Source organism: Halorubrum sp. Hd13 (genome assembly GCF_002252755.1).
Lineage (GTDB): Archaea > Halobacteriota > Halobacteria > Halobacteriales > Haloferacaceae > Halorubrum.
This window is the reverse complement of the sequence record NZ_NHOY01000096.1, coordinates 40,477-64,628: the sequence shown is the minus strand read 5'-3', so window position 1 is coordinate 64,628 and position 24,152 is coordinate 40,477. Positions and strand designations below refer to the sequence as shown.

Annotated in this window: 24 protein-coding genes; 14 read left to right on the top strand and 10 right to left on the bottom strand. The window is 72.6% G+C overall.

What is annotated here, in order from left to right; all coding sequences use genetic code 11:
- The 4 genes from DJ81_RS12765 to dacZ all read right to left on the bottom strand — a co-directional run.
- On the bottom strand, window positions 1-2,044 hold a 2,044-nt coding region (locus DJ81_RS12765; protein WP_249269132.1), incomplete at its 3' end, for a DEAD/DEAH box helicase.
- A 120-nt stretch (window positions 2,045-2,164) separates the two neighbouring features.
- Complete coding sequence (locus DJ81_RS12760; protein WP_094558492.1) at window positions 2,165-2,824, bottom strand: GNAT family N-acetyltransferase; 660 nt, start codon at window positions 2,822-2,824, stop codon at window positions 2,165-2,167.
- A 117-nt stretch (window positions 2,825-2,941) separates the two neighbouring features.
- The gene (locus DJ81_RS12755) at window positions 2,942-3,730 is read right to left on the bottom strand and encodes a mechanosensitive ion channel domain-containing protein (RefSeq protein WP_094590020.1); all 789 of its coding nucleotides are present in this window, start codon (window positions 3,728-3,730) and stop codon (window positions 2,942-2,944) included.
- Window positions 3,731-3,736: 6 nt separating this feature from the next.
- Window positions 3,737-4,546, bottom strand: a complete 810-nt coding sequence (dacZ, locus tag DJ81_RS12750; protein ID WP_094523977.1) for a diadenylate cyclase DacZ — start codon at window positions 4,544-4,546, stop codon at window positions 3,737-3,739.
- A 160-nt stretch (window positions 4,547-4,706) separates the two neighbouring features.
- Between dacZ and DJ81_RS12745 the strand changes: the two genes are divergently transcribed.
- From DJ81_RS12745 to DJ81_RS12735, 3 genes are all read left to right on the top strand, one after another.
- Window positions 4,707-5,819: an aldo/keto reductase gene (locus DJ81_RS12745; protein WP_094526170.1), complete on the top strand. Its 1,113-nt coding sequence runs from the start codon at window positions 4,707-4,709 to the stop codon at window positions 5,817-5,819.
- Between the two features lie 64 nt (window positions 5,820-5,883).
- Window positions 5,884-6,621, top strand: coding sequence for a hypothetical protein (locus tag DJ81_RS12740; RefSeq protein WP_094590018.1), 738 nt, complete (start codon window positions 5,884-5,886; stop codon window positions 6,619-6,621).
- A complete protein-coding gene (locus DJ81_RS12735) occupies window positions 6,618-7,985 on the top strand; it encodes a hypothetical protein (RefSeq protein WP_094590016.1) in 1,368 nt (455 codons plus the stop codon). Before DJ81_RS12740 ends, DJ81_RS12735 begins: the two co-directional genes overlap by 4 nt.
- 104 nt (window positions 7,986-8,089) lie before the next feature.
- Here the strand turns inward: DJ81_RS12735 and DJ81_RS19275 are convergent, their stop codons facing one another.
- Window positions 8,090-8,260, bottom strand: coding sequence for an HVO_0758 family zinc finger protein (locus DJ81_RS19275; RefSeq protein ID WP_008849790.1), 171 nt, complete (start codon window positions 8,258-8,260; stop codon window positions 8,090-8,092).
- A gap of 150 nt (window positions 8,261-8,410) precedes the next feature.
- On the opposite strand from DJ81_RS19275, the gene DJ81_RS12730 reads away from it, so the two are divergent.
- The 3 genes from DJ81_RS12730 to DJ81_RS12720 all read left to right on the top strand — a co-directional run bounded on the left by DJ81_RS12730 (window position 8,411) and on the right by DJ81_RS12720 (window position 11,523).
- Entirely contained in the window at window positions 8,411-9,595 is a 1,185-nt protein-coding gene (locus DJ81_RS12730; RefSeq protein ID WP_094523973.1) for an MFS transporter, read from the top strand.
- Between the two features lie 98 nt (window positions 9,596-9,693).
- The gene (locus tag DJ81_RS12725; protein ID WP_094590014.1) at window positions 9,694-10,923 is read left to right on the top strand and encodes a glycosyl transferase family 2; all 1,230 of its coding nucleotides are present in this window, start codon (window positions 9,694-9,696) and stop codon (window positions 10,921-10,923) included.
- Between the two features lie 3 nt (window positions 10,924-10,926).
- Window positions 10,927-11,523: a hypothetical protein gene (locus tag DJ81_RS12720; protein ID WP_094590012.1), complete on the top strand. Its 597-nt coding sequence runs from the start codon at window positions 10,927-10,929 to the stop codon at window positions 11,521-11,523.
- Window positions 11,524-11,555: 32 nt separating this feature from the next.
- On the opposite strand, the gene DJ81_RS12715 is transcribed toward DJ81_RS12720, so the two are convergent.
- Window positions 11,556-11,939, bottom strand: a complete 384-nt coding sequence (locus tag DJ81_RS12715) for a thioredoxin family protein (RefSeq protein WP_094523970.1) — start codon at window positions 11,937-11,939, stop codon at window positions 11,556-11,558.
- 197 nt (window positions 11,940-12,136) lie between these two features.
- On the opposite strand from DJ81_RS12715, the gene DJ81_RS12710 reads away from it, so the two are divergent.
- The 7 genes from DJ81_RS12710 (at window position 12,137) to DJ81_RS12680 (ending at window position 18,117) form a co-directional block, all read left to right on the top strand.
- The gene (locus DJ81_RS12710) at window positions 12,137-13,054 is read left to right on the top strand and encodes a PLP-dependent cysteine synthase family protein (protein ID WP_094590010.1); all 918 of its coding nucleotides are present in this window, start codon (window positions 12,137-12,139) and stop codon (window positions 13,052-13,054) included.
- Between the two features lie 81 nt (window positions 13,055-13,135).
- Entirely contained in the window at window positions 13,136-13,531 is a 396-nt protein-coding gene (locus DJ81_RS12705; RefSeq protein WP_094526165.1) for a hypothetical protein, read from the top strand.
- Entirely contained in the window at window positions 13,528-14,091 is a 564-nt protein-coding gene (locus DJ81_RS12700) for an MOSC domain-containing protein (protein ID WP_249269131.1), read from the top strand. The genes DJ81_RS12705 and DJ81_RS12700 overlap by 4 nt, the downstream gene beginning before the upstream one ends.
- Before the next feature lie 75 nt (window positions 14,092-14,166).
- Window positions 14,167-15,360 carry a DUF3179 domain-containing protein gene (locus tag DJ81_RS12695; protein WP_094523966.1) on the top strand — a complete coding sequence of 398 codons (1,194 nt, stop codon included), beginning with the start codon at window positions 14,167-14,169 and terminating at the stop codon, window positions 15,358-15,360.
- Window positions 15,350-15,988, top strand: a complete 639-nt coding sequence (locus DJ81_RS12690) for a hypothetical protein (protein WP_094523965.1) — start codon at window positions 15,350-15,352, stop codon at window positions 15,986-15,988. The genes DJ81_RS12695 and DJ81_RS12690 overlap by 11 nt, the downstream gene beginning before the upstream one ends.
- A 108-nt stretch (window positions 15,989-16,096) precedes the next feature.
- Window positions 16,097-17,269 (top strand): MFS transporter, encoded by a 1,173-nt coding sequence (locus tag DJ81_RS12685; protein WP_094590006.1) that lies wholly within the window; start codon window positions 16,097-16,099, stop codon window positions 17,267-17,269.
- Between the two features lie 62 nt (window positions 17,270-17,331).
- Window positions 17,332-18,117 (top strand): PHP domain-containing protein, encoded by a 786-nt coding sequence (locus tag DJ81_RS12680; protein ID WP_094524717.1) that lies wholly within the window; start codon window positions 17,332-17,334, stop codon window positions 18,115-18,117.
- Between the two features lie 86 nt (window positions 18,118-18,203).
- On the opposite strand, the gene DJ81_RS12675 is transcribed toward DJ81_RS12680, so the two are convergent.
- Complete coding sequence (locus DJ81_RS12675) at window positions 18,204-18,599, bottom strand: hypothetical protein (protein ID WP_141212031.1); 396 nt, start codon at window positions 18,597-18,599, stop codon at window positions 18,204-18,206.
- A gap of 224 nt (window positions 18,600-18,823) precedes the next feature.
- Complete coding sequence (locus tag DJ81_RS12670; protein WP_094526161.1) at window positions 18,824-20,062, bottom strand: mandelate racemase/muconate lactonizing enzyme family protein; 1,239 nt, start codon at window positions 20,060-20,062, stop codon at window positions 18,824-18,826.
- Window positions 20,063-20,209: 147 nt separating this feature from the next.
- Here DJ81_RS12670 and DJ81_RS12665 point away from each other — a divergent pair, with 147 nt between their 5' ends.
- Window positions 20,210-20,668: a TRAM domain-containing protein gene (locus tag DJ81_RS12665; protein WP_094590004.1), complete on the top strand. Its 459-nt coding sequence runs from the start codon at window positions 20,210-20,212 to the stop codon at window positions 20,666-20,668.
- Between the two features lie 41 nt (window positions 20,669-20,709).
- Here the strand turns inward: DJ81_RS12665 and DJ81_RS12660 are convergent, their stop codons facing one another.
- Both DJ81_RS12660 and DJ81_RS12655 read right to left on the bottom strand, forming a co-directional pair.
- Entirely contained in the window at window positions 20,710-21,810 is a 1,101-nt protein-coding gene (locus DJ81_RS12660) for a geranylgeranyl reductase family protein (RefSeq protein WP_094524721.1), read from the bottom strand.
- Between the two features lie 99 nt (window positions 21,811-21,909).
- Window positions 21,910-24,135, bottom strand: a complete 2,226-nt coding sequence (locus DJ81_RS12655) for a thioredoxin domain-containing protein (protein ID WP_094590002.1) — start codon at window positions 24,133-24,135, stop codon at window positions 21,910-21,912.
- Window positions 24,136-24,152 lie beyond the last annotated feature (17 nt).

Here is a 24,152-nt window from a genome sequence, read left to right as displayed (position 1 = left end):
CGCCGCCGCCCGTCGCCTCGCCCCCGCCGTCCGTCGCCGCTTCCGCGCCTCCGTCGTCCGTCTCGCGACTGCCGATCGCTCGCATCTCCGACTCCAAGTCTGCCGGCACCGGGAAGTAGAGGGACTTCGTCCGCAGCGTCGTCTCCGGGAGGTCCAGCGTCGACTCCCCGAGCGACTCGCCGGTCTTCGCGTCCTTGCGGACGAACCCCGTGATCCGCTCGGTGACGGTCACGTCGGCGAAGCGGACCGGGACGTCGGGCCGGGCCGCGAGCTCGCGCTCCGCGAGGTCCTCGTTCACGACGATGTCCTTCTCGGTGAGCGGCCGCGTGTAGTAGTCGGCCCACGAGGACTGCAGCTCGGCGACGTCGCGGTCGAGGTCCAGCGCCGTCACCTCGTAGGTGCGTCCCTGCTGGTGGTAGATCGCGCCGGGGTGGGCGTCGCGCAGCGCGTCCCCGAAGTCGAGCGAAGCGACCGTTTCGTTCCGCGACGAGTCGACCAGGTCGACCTCCCGGTCGCCGACGGTCCGGAGGCTCACGGACTGCTGCGGACTCGACGAGCCGGCGTGCGTCCAGCGGATGCCGTCCGCGACCTCCCGCCTGTCGAGGACGCCCTCGTCGGTCAGGTCGGCGACGACGCCCGGAAACGACTCGCCGAAGAAGCGCTCGTCGTCCGGCGAGAGCCAGCTCTCGTCCGCCGCGCAGGCGACGTGCCCGGGGAGCAGCTGCCCGTTCTCGGGGTCGCAGATGGCGTCCTCCGGCGGCGCCTCGAAGAAGTCGGGGGGGTTGCGCATGAGGTACTGGTCGAGCTGGTCCTCGCCGCCGACCATCACGACCAGCGCGGGGTCGTCGCCGCGCCCGGCTCGCCCCGCGCGCTGGTACGCCGACATCCGCGTGCCGGGGTAGCCGTCCAGGATGACGGCGTCGAGCCCCCCGACGTCGACGCCGAGCTCGAGCGCGCTCGTCGACCAGACGCCCCGCAGCTCGCCGGCGTGGAGGTCGGCCTCGATCTCCCGTCGGCGCTCGTTCGTCAGGGCGGCCTGGTACGCCCCGACCTTCCCCGCCAGTTCGCGCTCGCCGCGGTCGCGGAGGTCGCTCGCGCTGTCGGTCGCGTACTGCTCGGCGGTCTGTCGCGCCCGGGTGAACGCCAGCGTCTGGGCGCCGGCGGTCACGAGGTCACAGAACAATCGCTTGCTCTCCGTGTGGCTCGACTTCCGGCGGCCGCTCCCCCGTTCTTGCCAGTCGTCGTCGTACTCCGGCGGGTTCCACAGCACCCAGTCTCGCGGTCCCCGTCCTGACGCGTCCTCGTCGACGAGGGCGATGTCGTCGGGGTCGCGCCCGGTGACCGCCGCGACGTGTTCGACGGGGTTGTTGATCGTCGCCGAGCAGCAGACGAACCGGGGGCTCGACCCGAACCGCTCGCAGGTCCGCGCGAGCCGACGGAGGGTCATGGCGACCTGCGAGCCGAACACCCCGCGGTAGCTGTGGACCTCGTCGATCACGACGTACTCCAGCGACGAGAAGAACCACTCCCACAGCCGCCCGGCGTACGGCAGTAGCGCGTAGTGGAGCATGTCCGGATTCGAGAGCAGGACGGTCGGCTCGCGGTCGCGCACGGCCCGCTTCTCCGACCGGGAGAGCCGGCCCGTGTACGACGCGACGGAGACCCCGCTCCCGAAGCCGAGCCCGTGCGCGAGGTCGCTCAGGCTCTCCTCTTGGTCCGCGATCAGGGCGTTCTGGGGGCCGACGTAGAGGGTCCGTCCCCCGTGGTCCATCGCGGCCTCGAACGCGGGGACGGTGTACGCGAGCGACTTCCCGCTCGCGGTCTCGGTGGCGAGCACGACGTCGTCGCCGTCGCGGACCGCCTCGATCGCGTCGGTCTGGTGGCGGTAGAGGCGGTCGATCCCCTGCTTCGAGAGCGCGTCGGCCATCCGGGGCGAGAGGTCGACGTCGCCGAAGGCGGGCTCGCGGGCGGGGAGCCGGCGGTGCTCCGCGATCTGTCCCTCGTAGAACGGTCGGTTCCGCAGCCACTCGATGGCGTCCTCCACGGCTATCGGTTCCTGGGGACGGCCGGGCCTAACGGTTGCGGTGGCGGGGGTCGCCGAGGCGACCGGCGGCGCGGGGTCCGTCCGGCACTCGACGGGTCGGTCGCCAGCGCCGCGTCCGCGTCAGTCGTCGGCCGGGGCGGGAGAGCGACCGGCGTCCGACGGCGTCTCCGAGACCGGCGTCGCGGGGCCCTCCCGCGCGAGCGGCGGCCAGCGCACCTCCCTCGCGATCGGGTCGTTCAGATCGAGCTCCATCCGGAGGTCGCCGCGGCGCTCGGCGAGTTCGAACCCGACGGTCCGGTAGACGCGACGCGCGACGCGGTTCCCGCTCTCGACGTGGAGTTCGAGTCCGTCGCGACCCCCGGCGGCGGCGTCGGCGATCACGTGCCGGCAGAGCTCGGTGCCGACGCCCCGTCCCTGCATAGTCGGGTGGACGAAGACGGCGAGCTCCGGACGCGCCGCGTCCGTCGGCGTGTACATCGCGTGACCGAACAGCTCGCCGTCGCGCTCGGCGACCACGTTGCTCCCCTCGCGCAGCATCGACTCGATCCACTCCGCCCGGCGGTCCCGCGTCACCGGGGGGAGCCCCTGCGCGCGGTCCGCGGTCTCGAACCCCTCGTACATCTCGGCGAGCGGCGCGGCGTCCTCCGTGACGGCCGGCCGGATCGTCCACCGGGCGCCCTCTTTGTCCACGAACCGCGGACACCGCGGCGGGCAGTGGACCGTGCCCTCGCACTCGCTCGCGTCCCACCCCTCGCAGGCGACGGCGTCGTCGTGGCTCATAGTTGCGTCTCGGACCGCCCGCCAGTTATATCGTGATAGCTACTCCCACGGCGTGGGAACGGTCAGAGACTCGCCACCGGGAGCATGCGGCCCACGCTCGACCCCGGCCCGCCGTCGTCACTCCCGGATCAGGACGATCCCGTCGCGGAACACGGAGTGGTTCGGGATCACGTGGTCCTCCCCGTCCGCCTCGATGTGGGTGACGAACAGGTCGACCTCCTGGACGATGCCGCGCTCGCCGGCGACTTTCACCTCGTCGCCGACGCCGTAGGGCTGCCGGAGGAGGAGGAACACCCCGGCGGCCGCGCTCGCGACGAGGTCCTTCGTCGCCAGCGCGGCGAACAGCACGACCGCGAACGCGTACGCGGCGAGCAGCACGACCAGCGCGAGCGTCTGCACGCCCACCTGTCCGAGCGCGACCAGCGCGGCGACGTACACGACGCTGTACTTGACGAGCGGGGGCAACACGCCGAGTTCCGGGAGCTTGACTCCGCGGAGCCGCTCGGCGACGAGCAGCTCCGCCTTGTCGCCGACGACGACGCCGACGATCATGACGACCGCGGCGACGAAGAGGCGCGGGAGGAAGGAGGCGACCGAGGACCAGAACCGGTCGAGGTAGTTGACCTCGGCGACGGTGAGGGCGACGATGACGGCGACGGCGACGATGAAGTAGCTGGACAGCTGCGCTAAGATCCGCACCGTCGACGTGTTGAACTCGCGGACGGTTCGCTCGAACGCGGTCCCCTCGATCGCCTCCGGCACGCCGGCGCGGGTCAGCAGCCGGCGGTTGATCACCCCGACGACGTACGCCAGGACCAGCCCGACGACGATCACGAAGAGGGCGAGCCACAGCCTGTCGGGGACTCCCGTCACGAACTCCCGCAGCGCGTTCGGTACCGCGAGCATGGGTGGTCAGTACTCCTCCGGATCGATCTCCAAGACGAGTTCGCCCGCCTTGAACGCACGGACGAGCCCGTCCGACTCCGAGAGCACGATCGCGGTCGCGTTCGTGTCCCGAGTGATCGCGCCGCCGGCCATGTGGCGCGCGCCGAGCCCCTTCGGGATGTCGACGCCCTCCGCGCCCGGCTCGAGGTAGCGGTAGGCGGAGACGATCTTCCCGGAGTCGGAGACGACGAACGCGCCGTCCAGTCGGGAGAACTCCTTGAGCATCACGTTCACGATGGGGTCGCCGACGTGGACGTGCGACTTCTCGAACGGGTTGTACGACAGCGGGCGGGACTTGTTCATCACCTTCCCCGCGTCGCCGACGACGAACAGCGCGCCCACCGGCTTCCCCTTCTGCCCCTTCTGTCCGAGCTCGATCGCGACTTCGAACACGTCGCGGATGACGCTCGGCTCGGCCCGGGAGTTGACGAACAGGTCGTAGATCCCCGTGTGGACCGTCTCGTCGACGGTGACGCGGATCACCGCGTCCGACCCCCCGTCGAAGACCGACGCGATGCAGACCACCTCGTCGCCCTCGGAGACGAGGTCGGCGTCCATCGCGCCCTCGATCCCGAACCGGACCCGGTCTTTCACGTTGTCGAACGGGAGGGGGAGCTCGACGAACGTGTCGGCGTCGACGTCGTTGTCGGGGGCGACGACGACGATATCCGTGTCGCCGTCCTCAAACCGGTCGTGAAACGAGCTCGTCGGCGAGAACAGGAGCACCGCGTCCGCGTCCTCGACGAGATCGGACAGGTGGTCGGTGAGCGAGGCCATTGCCCGTTTCGACTCCCGGACGACGTATAGTCGTTGTGTCACCGTCGTCCATCCGTCTGACACGTTACCGGCTCACGAGACGCGCGTGACGCGACGCCCGCGGCGGACTCGCCTCGCGCCGCGCGACTTTTCTCCCCGCGGCGCCACCTGTCGGACGAACATGGCGACCCGCGACGCGCTCTGGGCCTACCGCGACCGGTTCGGCGACGCCTTCGGGCGGACCTACTTCCGTCGGTTCGGGCCGGGCGTGGCTTCCAGCGTCGGCATCGGCACCTACCTCGGCGAGCCCACCCCCGCCGTCGACGACGCCTCCCGCGAGGCGATCGGGCTCGCGCTCCGCTCCGGGGTGAACCACGTCGACACCGCGGTCAACTACCGGTGCGGGCGAGCCGAGCGCGTCGTCGGGGAGGCGGTCCGGGAGTCGCCGATCGACCGCGACGCGGTCGTCGTCGCGACGAAGGGCGGATTCCTCCCGTTCGACGGCGAGCGCCCCGACGACCCCGCGGCGTACGTCCGCGACCGCTTCCTCGCCGAGGGGGTGGTCGACGCCGAGGCGCTCGCGAACGGCGCGCACGCGATGGCGCCCGAGTACTTGGAGTGGTCGCTCGACCGCTCGCTCGACCGGCTCGGGTTCGACGCGGTCGACCTCTTCTACGTCCACAACCCCGAGACCCAGCTCGCGGCTCGCTCCCGCGAGGCGGTGTACGACCGCTTGGAGGCCGCCTTCGAGGCGCTGGAGCGCCGGCGAGCGGCCGGGGACGTCGGCGCCTACGGCGTCGCCACGTGGGACGCATTCCGCGTCCCCGAAGAGCACGAGCGGTACCTCTCGCTCGCCGAGGTCCTCGCGCGGGCCGAGGCCGCCGGCGAGGCGGTCGGCCCCGACGACGACCACGGGTTCGAGGCGGTCCAGCTCCCGTTCAACGTCGCGATGGCGGACGCGTTCACGCGGCGGACCCAGCGCCCGCCGGGAGGCGGCGCCGACGCCGAGCCCGTCTCGACGCTGGAGTTCGCCCACGAGGCCGGGCTTTCGGTCGTGACGAGCGCGAGCATCGGACAGGGGGAACTCGCCGAGCCCGGCGCGATCCCGGCCGACGTCGACGCGACCCTCTCCGGCGAGACGCCGGCCCAGCGCGCGCTCAACTTCGCGCGGAGCGCGCCGGGCGTCACCGCCTCGCTCGTCGGCGCGAGCGACGCGGATCACGTGCGCGAGAACGTCGCAGCCGGCACCTTCGACCCGCTCGGCGCCTCCGCGTTCGACGCGGTGTTCGAGTAGCTCGCCCTCCGCCCGGAGCGTGGCGGCCACAAGACGTTTGTCGGGACCGGTTCAACGCGGGCCCATGTCCCCCACACGGCGAGCCCTCCTCCGAAGCGCGTCGCTCGGCGCGCTCGCGCTCGGCGGCTGCCTCGGCGCCGAGACGAGCGACGACGGCGACCCGTCCCGGTCCGCGGAGTCGAGGTCGGGCAGTGACGGCGATCCGACGGTGTTGAAGGCCCGGAACCCCGGCGGCGAGGCCGTCGTCGTCGACCTCGCGGTCGAAGGCGATGACGCCGAAGACGACGCCGGGACCGAGGGAGGCGACGACGACGTCGACCCCGTCCCGCTCTCCCGCGAACTCGTGACGAGCGACGAACGGGCGGCCGAGCTGACGGTCGCCGCCGGCGTCGCCGACGAGGGGCGGGCGCGGGTCCGCTCGTTCCTCGACGACACCGACTACGAGACGGAGACGGTGTTCGTCGCACCGGCCAGCATCGAGTCGTGTTACCGGTACCGGATCCGGTCGGTCTCGTGGCGGCCGGGCCACGTCGAGTACGAGTACTGCCGCGAGCTCCGGCCGCCCGACGCGGCCTGCGAGGCCGACACGCGCGACGCCGTCGGGCTCCTGTTCCGGCTCCCCGCGGCGCTTCGCTCGCCGCTCAGCGGCTCGGGGTCGAGCGGGCGCTCCCCCTGCCGAGCGGTCGGGACGGAGTACGACCGGATCGACGCGAACGCGACCGTGCCGGGGTCCGACACGGCGCTGGGGGATACCGGAACGTCCGGACCGAGCGCCGACGAGACCGGGGGTGACGGGTCGTGACGCGCCGCCTCACCCGCCGCGGGGCGCTCGGGGCCGCCGCGGCCGCCGGCGCGCTCGCGCTCGGCGGCTGTCTCGACGGCGGGCGCCGGCGCGGCGGAGAGTTCTGGGACGACCCGCCGTCGATCGACACGGCCGGAGTGTCGCGGGCGATCGAGACTCCCGTCCCCGACCGGCCGCGGCTCGTTCCCGTGCCGATCGAGAGCGAGGCGGCGACCGCGTTCGCGGACCGCGTCGACCGGCTGCTCGAACCGGTCCCCGACCCGCTGACGGCGGAGACGCTCCCGAACGGGGCGATCCGCGAGCAGATCGCGGCGGGGCGCGACGACGCCCGCGACGCGCTCCCGGCGCCCGAGGCGTCGCTCACGCCGCTTCGACGGGCGGAGCGGTTCGCGACCGCGCGCGCCCACGCCGCGACCGCGGTCGGCACCTGGGCCGCCGTGACGACCGAGGGCGACCCGGAGGGAGTGACGGCGGGCTTGGGGACGGTCCGGCATCGGACCGCGGAGACGCTGGCCGCGCTCCCCGGAACCGCGTCGGACCCGCTCGCCGGGGCCGCCGTGTACGGCCCGATCGAGCGCTGGCTCGACACCGCCCGGCGGCGGGACCTCGTCGGCGGAGGGGGTGAGATCGCGGCCAGCGCGAACCCGCTTCGCGCCGGGGAGACGGTCGGCGAGGTCGAGCGGGTGCAGTCGCACGTCGAGGTCGGTCGGCACCTCCGCCGCCGGTACGAGGGATCGCTCTCCGAGCCGCGAGCGGTCGATACGCCCCTCCGGGAGGCGGCGGAGGCGGTCGGCGCCGCGATCGGCGACCGGCTGCGAGCGCTTCACGGAGAGGAGGCCGAGCGGCTCAGGCGGAGCCCCGGTATCGAGGCGTTCCTCGACGACCGGCCGGTCCCGCGCGACGCGCCGAGCGTCTCGCTGCTGTCCGGCGCGGTCTACCGGACCTTCGACGAGCTCTGGTTCGACCCGATCCCGATCGACGACTGGACGCCGGACCACCCGGCCACGTCGCTCACCCGAACGGCGCTCGCCCGGGTCCGGCTGCGCGCGCTCGACGCCCTCGCGGCGCGGATCGAGGACGGAGAGACGATGTTCCCGTCCGACCCCGCCGCAGTCGCCGACGCGCGCGACGACGCGATCGAGTCGATGGAGGGGCTCGTGACGAGCGCGAACCCGCTGGCGCGCTGGCTCGGGGCGCAGGTCCGCCCCCTGTTCGACGAGCACGACGCCGTGCTCTCGGGGACCACTCCCGGGGCCCGCCCGGTCGCCGAGGCGTTCGCCGGGTACCGGTGGATCGATCTGGTCGCCGGCGAAGTCGATCCCGTGCTGGCGTCGGTGAACGACGCGGTCGAGTCGGCCGACTGAGCGCGGGACGGGTGAGAAGCGGGACGGAGGAAAACAGAGAGTTGGAGGCGCGGGAACTCGAAGCGGCCCGTTCGGGCGGTGGTTCGTCGCGGCCGAACCGCGCGTCAGCGGAGCTCCTTGAACGTCGCCTCGCACTCGGGGCACACCCGGACCGAGAACACCTCGTCGGGGTCGTTCTGCTTCTTTAATACCTTCTCGCAGTCGGCGCAGTTCAGTCGCTCGTAGGTGTCCTTAAACAGGTCGCCGTCGCGAAGTCCCTTGCGCGTCGATTTCATATATCCGGGTTTGTCGCGTGTGGGTATAAAAACCCCGTACGACGCGAGTCGGACGGCGACGACTCCCCGTCGGCGCGGTGCGACACGCCACGACCTCCCGCGGCGCCCCGTTTTCGCAACGCTTGTCTCCGGGCGACGTGAAGACCGCCCGTGTCACGGACCAGGCTGTTCGGATCGCTGTGCGCCCTGGTCTTCCTCGTCAACTTCGCGCGCGTCGTGTTCGCACCCCTCGTGGGGCAGTTCGTCGGCGAGTTCGCGATCGGCGAGGGGACCGCCGGCCTCATCGTCACGCTCGCGTGGCTCGGCTCGGCCGCCCCGCGGCTCCCGGCCGGGTGGGCGCTCACGCGGTTCTCCCGTCGCTTCGTCATCCTGGCCTCGGGGGCGATGCTGACGCTGGGCGCGCTCGGCGTCGCGCTCGCGCCGGGCGTGCCGACGCTGATGACCGCCGCCTTCGCGATCGGGCTGGCCTCCGGCGTCTACTTCGTCGCCGCGAACCCGTTCGTCTCCGAGCTGTTCCCGGACAGCGTCGGCCGCGCGATGGGCGTCCACGGCACCGCGAGCCAGCTCGCCGCGGTCGCCGCCGCGCCGGTGGTCACGGTCGCGCTGTGGTACGACTGGCGGCTCGCCTTCTACGGGCTCGCGGCCGCCGCGGCCGCGACGACTGCCGCCTTCGTGCTCCTGGCCGCGCGGACGGACCTCCCCGACGCCGGCGCGGGCGACACCGACTTCGTCGGCGGCGCGCTCTCCGAGTGGAAGCTCATCCTGACGGCCGTCGTGCTGATGGGGCTCACGGGGTTCGTCTGGCAGGGCCTGTTCAACTTCTACGAGCTGTACATGATCGACAAGGGGCTCCCGCCGGCGACCGCCCGGAACCTCCTGACGGTGATCTTCGCGGCCGGCGTCCCCGCCTTCCTGGTCTCCGGCGACCTGGCCGACCGGCTCCCGCACGTGCCGTACCTGCTCGGGATCGTCTCGGCGTTCATCGGGAGCGTCGTCCTCGTCGTCGCCGTCTCCGGGGTCGTCGCCGTCGTCGCCGCCAGCCTCGCCGTGGGCTTCGCCATCCACATGCTGTTCCCCGCGATGGACACCTTCCTCCTCGCGTCGCTGCCGGACGGGTCCCGGGCCTCGGCGTACGCCGTCTACTCCGCCGGGATGATGACGACCCAGGCGGCCGGCTCGTGGGCCGTGGGCGAGGCGATCGAGGCCGGCGTCGCCTACGACGCCGTCTTCCTCGGGCTCGCCGGCGGGCTGGCCGCGGTCGTGGTCGCGTACGCCGCCTTGGCGCGCATGGGTCGCGTCCCGGGCGGCGCGGCGAACGCGGAGCCGGCGGCGTGACCGCGGCGGGAAGCGGGTCCCGTCGACCCCCGTTCGCGTGTCGGCACGGACCACGGGTACCGCACCTGTTTAGGCTTTCCCGCTCCTGTGCATTGATAATGGAGTACGTCCAAGAGCGCGTGACCACCCTGCACGCGTTGACGGACCACCGGCCCGACGCACCCGTCGGCCGGGCGGCGGTCGTGGTGCCGATGACGGAGCGCGAGTACGGAACGCTCGCGGCCGAACGCGTCCTTTCGGCGCTTGAGACGGTCGACCCCGCTCGCGTTATCGTTCCCCTCCGAGCCCCGGCCGACCGCGTCGGTCCCTTCGCCCGGTGGCTCGCCGGCTTCGACATCGACGTGGAGACGCTCTGGTGCGGCGGCCCCCGTCTCGACGACCTGCTCGCCGACCGCGGGCTCGACGGCGACCGCGGGAAGGGTCGGGACGTGTGGCTCGGCCTCGGCCGAGCCTTGAACGAGGAGTACGTCGTCGTCCACGACGCCGACACGAAGACGTACTCGCCGTCGTTCGTCAACCGACTGCTGTTCCCGGTCGCGAACGGACACTCCTTCGCGAAGGGGTACTACGCCCGCGTCGAGGACGGGGCGTTGTACGGCCGGCTGTTCAGGCTGTTCTTCAGGCCGCTCGTCCGCGCGCTCGCCGACGCCACCGAGCGCCGCGAGGCGGGCGTGATCGAGTACCTCAACGCCTTCCGATACGCGCTCGCCGGGGAGTTCGCGGCGACGACGGACTTGGTCTCCGAGCTCCGCGTCCAGCGCGGGTGGGGCCTGGAGGCCGGAACGCTCGGCGAGGCGTACGCGCACGCCGGCTTCGCGGGGAGCGCGCAGGTTGATCTCGGCCGCTACGAGCACGACCACCGCTCCGTCGACGGCCCGACCGGCCTCGCGGACATGAGCCGGGCGGTCGGCGAGGCGACCCTCCGGGCGGTCGAGGACGGCGGCGTGGCCATCGACTACGACGGCCTCGGCGACCGCTACCGCGAGGCCGCCGAGGCGATGATCGCGGGGTACGAGACCGACGCCGCGTTCAACGGCCTCGACTACGACCGCGCCGACGAGCGCTCGCAGGTGGCGACGTACGCCGACGCCCTCGGCGAGCCGGGGCCGGACACCCGCCTCCCGGCGTGGCGCGACGCGCCGGTAACGCCGGCCGAGGTCGCCGAGGCGGCCCGGGCGGACCTCGCGGCGGCGGCCGACGAAGCGGGAGGCAAAACGAGCGGCGGAGCGACACGGGCCGGCGGGGCGCTCGGCGACGCCGACGTCAGGGGGAACGGCCATCGGCCGTCGACGGAGCCCTCCATCGATCCGGCGCCGGGGGAGGACTGACGGATGCCGGGTGCGGACGGGCCCGACGGCACCGCGACCGACGCGCCCAGCGTGGCCGCCCGGGACGACCTCGCCGGCGTCGTGGACCTGTTCGGATGGCTCACCCGCGCGGAGCTCTCGCGGGCGCTCTCGGAACTCGCGTTTAAACAGCGAACGGAGGTCGACGGCGACGCCATCGCCGCCGCCATCGACGTCGCCGTCGCGGAGTACGCCCTGGTCCCGGCGCCGCCCGCGGCGCTGTCGGAGGCGGGCGACACGTCGGGAGACGCGGGCGGCGCCCTCGCGGACGTCGTCGACCCGGACGAGAGGCTCGACGCCGACGCCGTCGCCCTCGCGGTCGGGCCCGCGGCGTTCCCCTCGCTGCCGGAGGGCGCGGCGGACCTCCCGCACATCCTCGACGTGCCCGAGCGCGACGTGGACCGCGAGGCGCTCTCGGAGGCGGTCCGCGCGCGGCTCTCCGAGGACGCCGTCGCGGCGATCGGCGAGGGCGACGCCGACCGACTGGAGGTCCTCGCCGACGTGACGTACGACATCGAGGCGTGGGCGCCCGTGGACGCCGGGGCGATCCGCGAGCGGATCGTCGCTGAACTGGACGCCTGAACCGAATCTGAAAAGAAGACCGGGGGTCCGACTCAGGCGCTCGCCTCGGCCTCGGAGAGTTCGCGCGCGAGGAACTCCGCGATCGAGACGTCCGCCTCCTCGACGAAGCGGGCGAGCTCCTCGCCGTCGGCGCTTTCGACGACGACGGTCGGGATCAGCTCGATCCCGTACTCCTCGACTCGGTCGCCCTCCTTGCCGTTCGGCCCCTTCGTGACCGGGAAGTCCTCGATCCGGTCGTCGGGGACGCCGGCGGCGTCGAGCGCCGCCGCGAACGCGGGGAGCTGTCGCCGACAGTCGCCGCACCAGTCGCCGCCCCACACCTTGAATCGGTAGTCGTCGGACCCGAGTGCCGCCAGGACCTCGTCGTCGAGCGCGTCGCCGGCGGCCGCGTCGGGCGCGAGCGTTTCGAGCGTCATGCGCCTCGGTACGCCGGGAGGGCTTGTAAACCGCGCGTCGGTGGCAACTGCGTCCCGGGAACGGCGCGAACGCGTCCCGCGGCGGGACGAACGGCGCGAACGCGTCCCGCGGCGCGGCGATCGGCTCCCGCCGCGAGCCGCACGCGTTTTGCCGCGGTCCGTCGGGCATTTGAGTGACGGTCCCGTCCGTTGACCCAATGGACGACGACGTGTTGGTGGGACTCGGCTCGCGGCTGGTACGGGTCGAATCGCCGCCTGAGACGACGGTGGCCGCGAAGGTCGAGTCGCGCAACCCGGGCGGCTCTGCGAAGGACCGCCCCGCGCGGTACATGGTCGAGGCGGCCGAGGAGGCGGGCGATCTCGAGCCCGGCGACGGGATCGTCGAGCCCACGTCCGGCAACACCGGTATCGGGCTGGCGATGGTCGGCGCCGTGAAGGGGTACGACGTGACGCTCGTGATGCCCGACGGCAAGTCGATGGAACGCCGGCGCATCATGCGGGCGTACGGGGCCGACCTCGAGACCGTCGACGGCGACATCTCCGCGGCCAAGGAGCGCGCGGACGAACTGGAGGCCGAGGCCGGGATGGTCCAGCTCCGCCAGTTCGAGAACCCCGCGAACCCGCGGGCCCACTACGAGACGACCGGTCAGGAAGTGGTCGAGCAGGTCGGCGACCGGACCGTCGACGCGCTCGTCGCCGGCGTCGGGACCGGCGGCACCCTCTCCGGGATCGGCCGCCGGCTCCGCGAGGCGTTCCCCGGCGTCAGGATCGACGCGGTCGAGCCCAGCGACAACGCCGTCCTCTCCGGCGGGGAGCCCGGAAGCGACGCGTTTCAGGGGATGGGACCGGGGTTCGTCGCGCCGAACCTCGATGTCGACCTGATCGACGAGGTCCACACGGTCGACATCGACGACGCCGAGGCCGAGTGCCGCCGGCTCGCCCGCGAAGAGGGGATCCTCGCGGGACAGTCTTCCGGCGCCTCGAACCTCGCGGCGAAGGACGTCGCCGCGGAGCTCCGCGAGACGGGCGCGTACGAGGGCGATGAGCCGCTCGTCGTCACCGTGTTCTGGGACAGCGGCGAGCGCTACCTCTCCGCGGGCACCTTCGACGAGTAGGTCGGTTCCCGGTCGCGAGCACACCGCCCGCGAACCGCAGGCGACCCGAACGTTGAGTATCGTCGGGCGCCCAGTTCCGCCGTGAGCACCCACGCCGAACCACCGGCCGACGACCCCGACGGGTCGGCCGCCCAACAGCCCGGCAGGCGGTTCGACGGCCCGTGGCTCCTCGTCCTCGCCGTCGCCGCCGGCGGGTGGACCGTCCTCTACGCGCTCGACTGGGCGCTGCTCTCGGCCGGCACCCCGGCCGGCGCCGCCGTCGCGTTCGCCCACGGCTACCTCCTCGCGCCGCTCGCGACCGCCGCGGTCCTCCTCGACGCGCTGTCGCTGGACGAGCGCGGCGTCGCCGATTTCGGACCGTTCAAATGGCTGTACGCGCTCGCCGCGCTGGTCGCGCCGCCGGTCGCCGCCGTCTACTACGCGCACCGCGAGTGGCTGAAGCCGGGCGACCCGTCGCTGCTCGGAGGGACGCCGTGACCGGCGACGAGGAGGCGACCGGCACCGTCCGGAGTCTGGTCACGGCGCCCGAGGGCGGGGCTCCGCCAGAACTGCGGGAGACCGTCGCGATCCGCCCGGGCGGCGTCGAGGGCGATCGATACCGCCGAGGCGACAGACACTTCCAGCTCGACGGCTGCGCCGTCACCCTCGTCGCCGCCGAGGCCCTCGACGCGGTCCGCGCGGAGACCGGGGTCGACGTCTCGGACGGCCGTCACCGACGGAACGTCGTCGTCGAGGGGTTCGGAGCGGCGATGGACGACCTGCTGGAGGCGACCGTCGCGGTCGGGGGCGCGCGCCTGCGACCGACCCGGCGGCGCCCGCCCTGCGCGCACGTCGAGTCGCTGGCCGGCGAGGCGGGGCTCGCGTCCGCGCTGCGGAACCGCGGCGGGCTCTGCTGCGATGTCGTCGAGCCCGGGCGCGTCGCCGTCGGTGACCCCGTCGACGTCGCGCAGCCGGACCCGCGGGCCGCGGGCGCCGCCGTCGCGGACCGGCTTCGCGAGCGCCCGGTCGACGGGAGTCACCCGGAAGAGAACGGGTAGGGACGCCCCTCGCGGCTGTGTGTGAGTCTCACACCCGCGCTTCGATCTTTATACTATCGAGGCCGAAGCGAGCGCATGAACCGCTCTCGTCGGTCGGCGCTGGCCGGTATCGCGGCGATCGGTACCGTCGGCGTCGCCGGCTGTCTCGGCGGCGGCGTCCTCGATACCGCCGACGGGAGCGACGGTTCGGACGGTGACGGCGGCAACGGCGGTGCCGGTTCGGACGGCGGTGACGGCGACGATTCTGACGGTGCTGACGGCGACGGTTCGGACGGCGAGAACGGTCCGCCGACCGTCGATACCGACTACCACCTCGCGTACGATCCGGAAACCCTGGTAACGGAATCGCTCAGCGGCGGCGTCGGGAAGGACGGGATCCCCTCGATCGACGACCCGTCGTTCCAACCGATCGCGGACGTGACGTACGCCGAGGGGGTGCCGGTGTTCGGCGTCGTTCGCGACGGGGAGGCGAAGGCGTACCCCCAACACGTCCTCTCCCACCACGAGATCGTCAACGACGAGATCGGTGGCGAGCCGGTCGCGGTCACCTACTGCCCGCTCACCGGCACGGCGCAGGGGTTCCGCCGCGGCGAGGCGACGTTCGGGGTGTCGGGGCAACTCGTCAACTCGAACCTGATCATGTACGACCGGACGACCGACAGCTGGTGGCCGCAGATGCTCGCCACGGCCATCGACGGGCCGATGAGCGGCGAGACGCTCGACGAGTTCCGCGTCGTGTGGACGACGGCGGCGGCGTGGGCCGAGCGCCACCCGGAGTCGCTCGTCATGACCGACGACACCGGGTACGTGCGGAGATACGAGACCGACCCGTACGGGAGCTACGCGCCGCTCGGCGGCTACTACGCCCGCGACGGCACCATGTTCCGGCCGCTGTCGTCGCCCGAGGAGGGCCACGCGAAGTCGGTCGTGATCGGCGCGCGGACCGAGCGCGGCGCCGTCGCGTTCGACAAGGCGACGCTGCTCTCGGAGCGGGTCCTGACCGGCTCGGTCGGCGGGGACGGTGACGACGTCGTCGCCGTCGCCGACCCGGGGCTCTCGACCGGTCACGTCTACCGCAACCCGGACGGTCTCCGGGTCGAGCCCGACGGCGACGCCTATCGGGTCGGCTCCGAGGGCGGCGGGATCGCCGCGGGCGACCTCCCGCTGGAGCCGGTGCTCGCGCTCGACGCGATGTGGTTCGCGTGGGCGGGGTTCTACCCCGAGACGGCGTTCGTCGGCGAGCACACGGAGGCGGGGTATGGCCGCTGAGTCCGTCTCTCCGACCGAGGCGCCGGCGGCGTGGGCGGCCGGGCTGGTCCGCCGGACCGGGTTCGCCGTCCGCGCGGCGCTCGGTCGGCGCGACGGTCGGGCGACGACGGTGGTCGTCGCAGTCGCGTACCTCCTCGCGTACGCCGCGGGACTGCGTCACCTCGGACTCCGCGACACCGGGGTCGCGCGGACCGGCTCGGAGCCCGTCGTCGACGTCACCGTTGCGAGCGACCCGCTCTCGCTCCTGACCCGCCGAGTCGGACCGTTCCAGTACGAGCCCGTCGCGCTGGTCGCGGCCGGTCCGGTCGAGTACCTGTTCGCGCCCGTCAACGCCGCCATCGGGCTGGGACTCGCCGCGCTCGTCGGCGTCACCCTCGCGGTCTCCGTCGTCGCCTGGCGCGGCCCCGCGGCGTGTCGGATCGGCGCCGGGGCGGGCGCCGCCGCGGGGCTCCCCGGGCTCCTGTCGGGGTTCGCCTGCTGCGGTCCGACGCTCCTCGTGGTGATCGGCGTCCAGGCCTCCGCGGGGCTGCTCGCGGTCGTGCAGTGGTTCCTCCCGGTCGCGGTCCTCGGGCTTCTCGCCACGTTGCTGTGGGTCGGGAGCCGGGTCGACCCGGCCGCCGTCGGGTGACGACGAGCGGCGCGCCCGCGGCCGACGGCGGGTGAGTCGGGATCGGTTCCGTCCGGAATCGAAAGCGTTGACCCCCGACCGGACCCACCCCTTGTCAGTGACAGCGGGATGAGCTGGCAGTACCGTCACACGGTGCTGTCGCTGTGCATGCTCGCGTTCCTGGTGACCTACTTCGCCAGGCTGGCGATCAGCCCGGTCGTCCCGCTGATCGTCGACGACTTCTCCGTGTCGAACACCGCCATCGGGGTCGCGCTCTCCGGGATGTGGCTGGCGTACGGCGCCGCCCAGTTCCCGAGCGGCGTGCTCGCGGACCGCCACGGCGAGCGGACGGTCATCCTCGTCGCCGTCGGCGGCACAGCCGCGATGAGCGCGGTGCTCGCGCTCGCGCCCGTCTTCCCCGCCTTCGTGGTTGCGGCGGTGCTCCTCGGGCTCGTCGCCGGACTCCACTACGCGGTGGCGACGACGCTGCTCTCGCGGACGTTCGACGACATCGGCACGGCGTTCGGGCTCCACTCCGCGGGCGGCCCGCTGGCCGGGCTCGTGGCCCCGGTCGCCGCGGCCTGGGTCGGCGTCCGGTACGGCTGGCGCCCCGCGGTCGCGCTGGCCGCGCTGGTCGGCGTGCCGGTGTTCCTGCTGTTCGCGTGGCGCGTCCGCCCGACCGAGCCGCGGCGCCCCGACCAGCCGATGCGGGACCGGTTCGCGGTCGCGCCCCTCGTCGAGCTGCTCTCGCGGCCGAGCATTCTCCTCCCGCTGTTCATCGCGATGGCCGGCACGTACGTCGTCCAGGGCGTGATGTCGTTCCTCCCGACGTTCCTCGTCGAGTTCCGGGGGTTCTCGCCGCCGTTCGCGGCCGGCGTCTTCTCCGCCTTCTTCGTCGTTCGGGCGGTCGCGCAGGTCGGGCTCGGCCGGCTCTCGGACCGGGCGGGCCGCGACGTCGCCATCGGCGCGGCGATGCTCGCCGGCGCGGTCGGTATCGCCGCCTTCGTCTTCGGTCCCGGGCTCGTCGGCGTCGCCGTCGCGGTGCTGCTGGCCGGCTCCGGCGCGAGCTTCTTCTCCGCCATCGACCCGCGGTTCATGGACGCGCTCGGCGACGCGGAGCGCGGCGCCGGCTTCGGACTCGTCCGGACCGTCTACACCGTCATCGGCTCGGCGGGCTCCTTCGGCGTCGGGCTCGCGGCCGACCTGTTCGGCTGGGGCGTCTCCTTCGCGATCCTGGCGGCCCTGTTCGGCGTCACGTTCGCCGTGCTCGTCGCGAACTCGGCGCTGGGCACTGGGTACTGAGTCGCCGCCGGCGTCGCTCGTCGACCAGAAGCTACGAGTCGCCGCGCGACCTACGACGTCGCGTGCACGACTACCACGCCCACACGAACTACTCCGACGGGGCGTTCCTCCGGTGGATGGTGGACGCGGCCGCGGACGCGGGCCTCGACGGGATCGGGTTCGCGGACCACTGCAACGTCTCGCCCGAGCCCGGTGCGGAGCGGTACAAGCGGGCGCTCGGGTTCAACCTCGACCTGACGTACGAGCGGCGCCGGGAGGCGATCGAGGCGGTCCGCGAGGACGCCGACGTCGACGTGTTCGACGCCGTGGAGATGGATTACGACCCCGCACACGAGGCGGCGATCGCCGACTTCCTCGCCGAGGCCGACTTCGACTACGCGGTCGGGAGCGTCCACGAGCTGGACGGCGCGAACGTCCACGCTCGCTCGCACTTCGCTGACAAGTCCGAGTCGGAGCGGCGCGCGCTCGTCGAGCGGTACTTCGAGAAGCTGACCGCGCTCGTCGACTCGGAGCTGTTCGCGGTCGCCGCGCATCCGGACCTGATCGAGCGGAACCCGCACCTCCGCGGGTTCGCGACCGAGGACCACTACGCCGCGATCGCCGACGCCTTCCGAGGGTCGCGGACCGTCCCCGAGATCAACGCCGGTAGGGCGCTCGACGAGTACGGGACGTTCCACCCGGCTCCGGCGTTCCTCGACCGGCTCGTCGACGCCGGCGCGCGCGTGACCGTCGGCACCGACAGTCACGAGCCGGACGAGATCGCGCCTCGGCTCCGCGAGATCGAGACGGAGCTGGACCGGCGGGGGCTCGACCCGGTCCGGCTGGACCAGGTGGCGTCCCGGGCCTGACGCACATCCGTCTCGCGTTCGATTCTGCCGTTCGACGGCGGACCGGTATCGTGCCGGACCCGCCGCCGGACGGCCGAACCGGACGATCAGTCCACCGGATCGGCGACGTCCGTATCGGTCCGCTCGGCTGTCAGCAGGTCGTCGATCTCGGACGCCAGCCGATCGCTGATGACCGGTTCGACCGCCTCCGCCGCCGGCCCCAACTCGACCTCGTCGTCGGGCTGATGATACGCCACGAGGTCCGCCTCTCGCAGCGGCGGCACGTGGTCGTGGTAGAGCGCGTTGTAGATCCGGAGCCGCTCTCTGGTGTCGACGTCGTCGCGGTCCCAGACCGTGAGTTGGTGAGCGACGTCGGGGAGCCACATCGGATTCGCATACGTGAACAGGCAGTAGAGCAGCCGCCATCGATAGCGGTGCGAGAGTGCGACCTCCCTCAGCCCTGTTCTCGTCGACTCGTCGCCGGGAGTGTCATCGATGTCCATGATCGGAGCCCTCCTGAATTGCGGTCGCCGCACGCTGCCGCCGTTCCTCTTCGGGCGTCGTCGACTCCGCCATCGTATACCATGTCCGGGTATAAAATATTATTTGGTTGTCAAGATGTCCGGCGTCGATATCGGTCGGATCCGACGCTCGGCGCGCCGGCCCCTTCGACTTCGCTTCGCTCAGTCGACCAACGCAGCGCTCCGCGCTGCTGGCTCGATCCGGCTTACGCCTCGTCAAACAACGTCTCGCCCTCGACCATATGCGCCTCGACGGCGTCCATGTCGAGCGTGACGCCGAGGCCCGGCTTCTCCGGGACCTCGATGTAGCCGTCTTCGATGACGTCCTCCTCGACGAGGTCCTCCCACCAGCCGAGCTCGTAGGAGTGGTACTCGATCGCCAGCGAGTTCGGGATCGCGGCGCCGACGTGCGTCGCCGCCATCGTCGCGACCGGCGAGGCGACGTTGTGCATCGCGACCGGGACGTAGTACTGGTTCGCCACGTCGGCGATCTTGCGGGTCTCGCGCATCCCGCCGACCTTCGGCAGGTCGGGCGCGACGATGTCGACCGCCTGACTCTCGATGAGCCGGCGCAGCTCGGTGACGCGGTAGCGGTTCTCGCCGACCGCGATCGGCGTGGTCGTGTTCTTGGTGACCTCCTCCTGCACGTCGAGGTTCTCCGGCGGCACGGGGTCTTCGAGCCACCACACGTCGTACTCCTCGATGGCGTCCGCGAGGCGCTTCGCGGAGCCGCCCGAGAACGTCCAGTGACAGTCGAAGGCGACGTCGGCCTCGTCCTTCACGCGCTCCGTGACCTTCTCGACGATCTCCGCCTTGTGGCGGATCTCGCCGGGGCGGAGGTGGCGGTTCGCGCGGTCCTTCTCTAACCCCGAGGGGACGTCGAGGTCGAACTTCAGCGCGTCGTAGCCGAGCTCGTCGACGACGCGCTCGGCCTCGTCGGCGCACGCGTCGGGGTCCGCCTCCGCTTCCGTGTGGCAGTCGCAGTAGACGCGCATCTCGTCGCGGTACTTGCCGCCGAGCAGCTGGTAGGCGGGCACGTCGAGGATCTTGCCGGCGAGGTCGTGGAGCGCGACCTCGATCCCGGAGATCGCGGTGACGGTGACGCCCTCGACCGAGCCCTCGCCCGACATCTTCTGGATGAGGTGCTCGTACAGCCGGTCGATGTCGAGGGGGTTCTCGCCGACGACGAACGGCTTCATGCGCTCGATCAGCTCCGGGACGCCCGCGCCCCAGTACGCCTCGCCGGTGCCGACGACGCCCGCGTCGGTGTACACGCGGACGAGCGTCCACGGGAAGTTCCCGTCGACCATCGTCGTCTGGACGTCCGTGATCTCGACGTCGCGGCGACCGCCGCGCGAGCCCGTGACCTCCATCGTCTCCGCGGAGAGTTCCCGCATCGTGTACTCCGCGTTCGGATCGTGGAGCGACTCGTAGTTTCGGCTCATGACCGGCGATTCATTCGGAACAGGGTAAACGTTTATGTTCGGCGGGTGTCCGGGCGGGAATCCGCGCGGCTGCGACCGACCTCTGACGGCGTTTTCACCGCGGGTAATAATAGGGACCTTTTCATTACCGTGTTCGCAACGTCACGCATGGTCGAGATCACCGATTCGCTCGCGTGTCTGTTCACCGGGGAAGTCGAGGAGCGCGACGGGGACCACGTCGTCACGGTCCCGTCGTCGGAGATAGAACACGAGACGGTCACCCCCGGTGAGACGTATCGGGTCGCATTGATACAGCGAGAGGGAGGAGCGGATACCGCTTCCACCGAGTCAGCGGCGAACGCGTCCCCGGACCGGGACGTCGCGGGGAACGGTGCCGGCACCTCCGCGGCCCGCACAACCCCGACCGACGCCGCCGGCCCGCCGGTCTCCGAGGGCGACGTCCGCGAGGTCACGATCGAGACGCTCGGCGACAAGGGCGACGGGATCGCGAAGATCGAACGCGGCTACGTCGTCATCGTCCCCGACTCCCAGCCGGGCGACGAGCCGACCGTCGAGATCACGAGCGTCCGCGAGAACGTCTCGTTCGCCGAGGTCGTCGGCGAGTAACGGGCGGACTCCGCCGCGGCGGTTCCCCGACCGGTCCCGGCTCACTCCGGCGGGTCGCTCCGCGAGAACAGCCGACGGAGGTGCGCCGGCGAGAAGAACGAGGTCGGCCGGTCCATGTGGACGCCGATCTCGCCCGACAGCGCCCGCAGCCCGAGCCGCTGGACCGGCTCCGGCAGCGAGTAGCACCGACGGATCCCCTTTCCGAGCAGGATCTCGCGGCCGATCTCGTCGCGCCAGCCGGCCTCGTAGTCGGCGAGCGTCGCCGGGTCCGCCGGGTCGACGACGTCCGCGGCCACGTCGGCCGCGGTCATCCCGTACAGGATCCCGCCGCCGGTGAACGGCTTCGTCTGCGCGGCCGCGTCCCCGATCAGGAACGCGCGGTCCGTCGTGACGCGGTCCGGCGGCCCGACCGGAATCGCCCCCGAGCAGAACCGGTCTGTCGTCGCGCCGTACGCGTCGGTGAGCCGGTCGAACATCGCCGTGACGTCGTCGCTCGGGGGCGCCGCGAGGCCGTACTCGACGCCGGCGTCCCCCCGCGGGATCCGCCACGCGAAAAAGGTCGGCGCGGTGAGGTGGACGTCGACGAGGTCGCCGGCGTCGGGCGCGTCGTCGAACGCGAGCACGCCGTGGAGCAGTTCGTCCGGCTCCGGGAGGTCGAGCGATCGACGCACGCGAGAGGTGGGGCCGTCGCAGCCGGCGACCATCCGGGCCTCCGCCGTCTCGACGTCGCCGTCGGGAGTCCGGACCTCGACGGCGACCCGATCCGACCGCTCGTCGACGTCGAGGACGGTGTGCCCCTCGCGGACGTCGGCGCCCGCGTCCCGCGCGCAGTCGGCGAGGGTCCGGTCGAGCCCGACGCGGTCGATCACGTTCGAGACCGGCCGTTCTTTATAAAATGGGTGCGCCTTCGAGCCGGGGCCGCCCACGTGGAACCGCGCGCCGTACACGCGGTTCTGGAGGAGCCGGTCGCGTGCCTCGTCGGGGACGTACGCCCAGACGTCGTCGGAGACGTGGCCCGAGCAGGCCAGCGGCTCGCCGACGGTCCCCTTCTCGAAGACGACCACGTCGCGGCCGGCCTCGGCCGCCCGCCTGGCGAACCGCGAGCCCGGGGGGCCGGCGCCGACGACGATGAAATCGTGCATGGACGGAGCGTCGTGACGGACGCATATAATTACGCCGCGGCTTACTCGCGCCGCCGGCTGTCCGAGAGGCACTCGAACCGCCGGTCCGGAGTCGCTCGCCTACCGCCGCTCCGCCAGCCACGCCAGCGCCGCGTCGAGGTCGGCCTCCGGCGGCGAGCAGGTCCGACCCTCGCAGACGTAGGCGGTCGGCTCGCCGTCGACCGCGTCGCGCCCGGCCCATATCGGCGGCGCCTCGTCCATGTCGAGCCGGTCGAGCCACTCGTCGAGCCCCGCCTCGGTCGGCGGTCTCGGCGCGACGAGCGCGCCCGGGAGGTACCGCTCGCCGAGGGTCTCGCGCCACGCGTCCGGCACCGCGTCGGCGGCGACCGTCGCCTCGACCCCGCCGGTCTCGACGCGCTCGGCCGCCCGCACCAGCGAGACGTGCTCCAGCGGGCTCGCCCGGATCCGGTCCGCGTGGGTCGTCACCACCGCCTCCGCGACCGCGGCGAACTCGCGGTCGGTCCGGAACCCGTCGAGGAGCGCCAGCGTCTCCGCCGCCACGCCGAGGCTCGACGGCGTCGAGCGGTCGGTGAACTCCTGCGGGCGGGCGAACAGGGCGCCGTCGCCGGCGGGGGGCCCATCGCCGTCCCCGGCCGTCCCGTCACCCTCGCCCGCCTCCGGGTCCCGCGTGAAGTAGATCGTTCCGTCGTCCGCGTCGTGGAACTCCGCGACGATCGTCTCGGCCAGTTCCAGCGCGAACCCGAGCGGCTCCGGGTCGCCGGTGGCGGCGTAGACGTCGAGCGCGCCGCGCGCGAGGAACGCGTGGTCGTCGAGGTACCCCGGGCCGCGGACGTCGCCGTCGAGCCACCGCCGGGCGAGCGCACCCGTCTCCGCGTCGTACAGCCGGTCGCGACAGAAGTCGAGCGCCTCGCGGGCGATCGCGGCGTACTCCTCGCCGAGGACGCCCGCCGCGCTCGCGAACGCGGAGACCGCTCGGCCGTTCCACGCCGCGAGCACCTTCTCGTCGCGGGCGGGCCGCGGGCGCGACTCCCGCGCCTCGAACAGCGCGACGCGGGCCTCGGTCAGGCGCTCGCGGACCTCCTCGACCGAGAGGTCGCGGTCCTCGGCGAGCGCCGCGACCGACGCCGCGATCGTCGGTACGGTCGTGCCGCGCTCGAAGTTCCCGCCCGACTCGATCCCGTACCGCTCCTTCGCCAGCGACGCGGCCGGCTCGTCGAGGACCGCGTCGACCTCGCCGGGCGTCCAGACGTAGAAGGCGCCCTCGACGTCGGCGTGACCGCTTCCGTTCCCGCTCGCGTCACCCCGCCGGCTCTCGGGCGGCGCGCTCCGCGCGTCGAGCGTGCTGAAGAAGCCGCCCGCCTCGTGGCGGAGCTCGCGGTCGAGGAACCCCAGCGTCTCGCTCGCGACGCGGGCGTACGCCGGGTCGCCGGTGAGGCGGTACCCGTCGAGGTACACCAGCGGGAGCTCCGCGTTGTCGTACAGCATCTTCTCGAAGTGCGGCACCGTCCACCGCCGGTCGGTCGCGTACCGGTGGAAGCCGCCGCCGATCTGGTCGTACATCCCGCCGCGCGCCATCCCGTCGAGGGTCCCGGTCGCGGCCGCGAGCGCGGCGTCCCGGCCGCTCCGGGAGGAGGCGCGCATGAGCAGGTCGATCCGCCCGGGCATCGGGAACTTCGCGCCGCCGCTCCCGAACCCGCCGTACTCGTCGTCGTACCCGCGGACCGCGGCGGCGGCGGCCTCGTCGAGGAGGTCGGCGCCGGGCGCCTCCGTGTCGCCCGCCGCGCCCGCGTCGGGCACGGACTCCAGCTCGTCGCGAGCGCTCGTCGTCCACTGCTCGGCGCGCCGCTCCATCTCCTCGCGCTGCTCGGGGTCGGCCCACGAGTCGGCGATGCGCTCGCAGAGGTCGCGGAACCCGGGCTGGTTCCGGCGCGGCTCGGGCGGGAAGTAGGTCCCGACGTAGAACGGCTTCCCCTCTGGGGTACACCACGCGGAGAGCGGCCAGCCGCCGCCGCCAGTGACGAGCTGTGAGACGGTCATGAACGTGCTGTCGACGTCGGGGCGCTCCTCGCGGTCGACCTTGATCGGGACGAACGACTCGTTGAGGACGTCCGCGACCCCCTCGTCCTCGAAGCTCTCCTCGGCCATCACGTGACACCAGTGGCAGGAGGAGTAGCCGATGGAGACGAACACGGGCACGTCGTGCTCTCGGGCGCGCTCGAACGCCTCGTCGCCCCACGGCTGCCAGTGGACCGGGTTGTCGGCGTGCTGTCGGAGGTACGGGCTCGCCTCGTCGTCGAGGCGGTTCCGCTCCGTCGGCTGTGTCATACCCGCGGTTCGCCCCG

Excerpts from the sequence above, each read along its gene's own strand:
- DJ81_RS12760 (WP_094558492.1), bottom strand. The coding sequence starts at position 2,824 with ATGAGCCACGACGACGCCGTCGCCTGCGAGGGGTGGGACGCGAGCGAG.
- DJ81_RS12715 (WP_094523970.1), bottom strand. The coding sequence starts at position 11,939 with ATGACGCTCGAAACGCTCGCGCCCGACGCGGCCGCCGGCGACGCGCTC.
- DJ81_RS12670 (WP_094526161.1), bottom strand. The coding sequence starts at position 20,062 with ATGAGCCGAAACTACGAGTCGCTCCACGATCCGAACGCGGAGTACACG.
- DJ81_RS12665 (WP_094590004.1), top strand. The coding sequence starts at position 20,210 with ATGGTCGAGATCACCGATTCGCTCGCGTGTCTGTTCACCGGGGAAGTC.
- DJ81_RS12755 (WP_094590020.1), bottom strand. The coding sequence starts at position 3,730 with ATGCTCGCGGTACCGAACGCGCTGCGGGAGTTCGTGACGGGAGTCCCC.
- DJ81_RS12725 (WP_094590014.1), top strand. The coding sequence starts at position 9,694 with ATGGAGTACGTCCAAGAGCGCGTGACCACCCTGCACGCGTTGACGGAC.
- DJ81_RS12660 (WP_094524721.1), bottom strand. The coding sequence starts at position 21,810 with ATGCACGATTTCATCGTCGTCGGCGCCGGCCCCCCGGGCTCGCGGTTC.
- DJ81_RS12675 (WP_141212031.1), bottom strand. The coding sequence starts at position 18,599 with ATGGACATCGATGACACTCCCGGCGACGAGTCGACGAGAACAGGGCTG.
- DJ81_RS12720 (WP_094590012.1), top strand. The coding sequence starts at position 10,927 with ATGCCGGGTGCGGACGGGCCCGACGGCACCGCGACCGACGCGCCCAGC.
- DJ81_RS19275 (WP_008849790.1), bottom strand. The coding sequence starts at position 8,260 with ATGAAATCGACGCGCAAGGGACTTCGCGACGGCGACCTGTTTAAGGAC.
- DJ81_RS12695 (WP_094523966.1), top strand. The coding sequence starts at position 14,167 with ATGAACCGCTCTCGTCGGTCGGCGCTGGCCGGTATCGCGGCGATCGGT.
- dacZ (WP_094523977.1), bottom strand. The coding sequence starts at position 4,546 with ATGGCCTCGCTCACCGACCACCTGTCCGATCTCGTCGAGGACGCGGAC.
- DJ81_RS12685 (WP_094590006.1), top strand. The coding sequence starts at position 16,097 with ATGAGCTGGCAGTACCGTCACACGGTGCTGTCGCTGTGCATGCTCGCG.
- DJ81_RS12740 (WP_094590018.1), top strand. The coding sequence starts at position 5,884 with ATGTCCCCCACACGGCGAGCCCTCCTCCGAAGCGCGTCGCTCGGCGCG.
- DJ81_RS12745 (WP_094526170.1), top strand. The coding sequence starts at position 4,707 with ATGGCGACCCGCGACGCGCTCTGGGCCTACCGCGACCGGTTCGGCGAC.
- DJ81_RS12710 (WP_094590010.1), top strand. The coding sequence starts at position 12,137 with ATGGACGACGACGTGTTGGTGGGACTCGGCTCGCGGCTGGTACGGGTC.
- DJ81_RS12690 (WP_094523965.1), top strand. The coding sequence starts at position 15,350 with ATGGCCGCTGAGTCCGTCTCTCCGACCGAGGCGCCGGCGGCGTGGGCG.
- DJ81_RS12655 (WP_094590002.1), bottom strand. The coding sequence starts at position 24,135 with ATGACACAGCCGACGGAGCGGAACCGCCTCGACGACGAGGCGAGCCCG.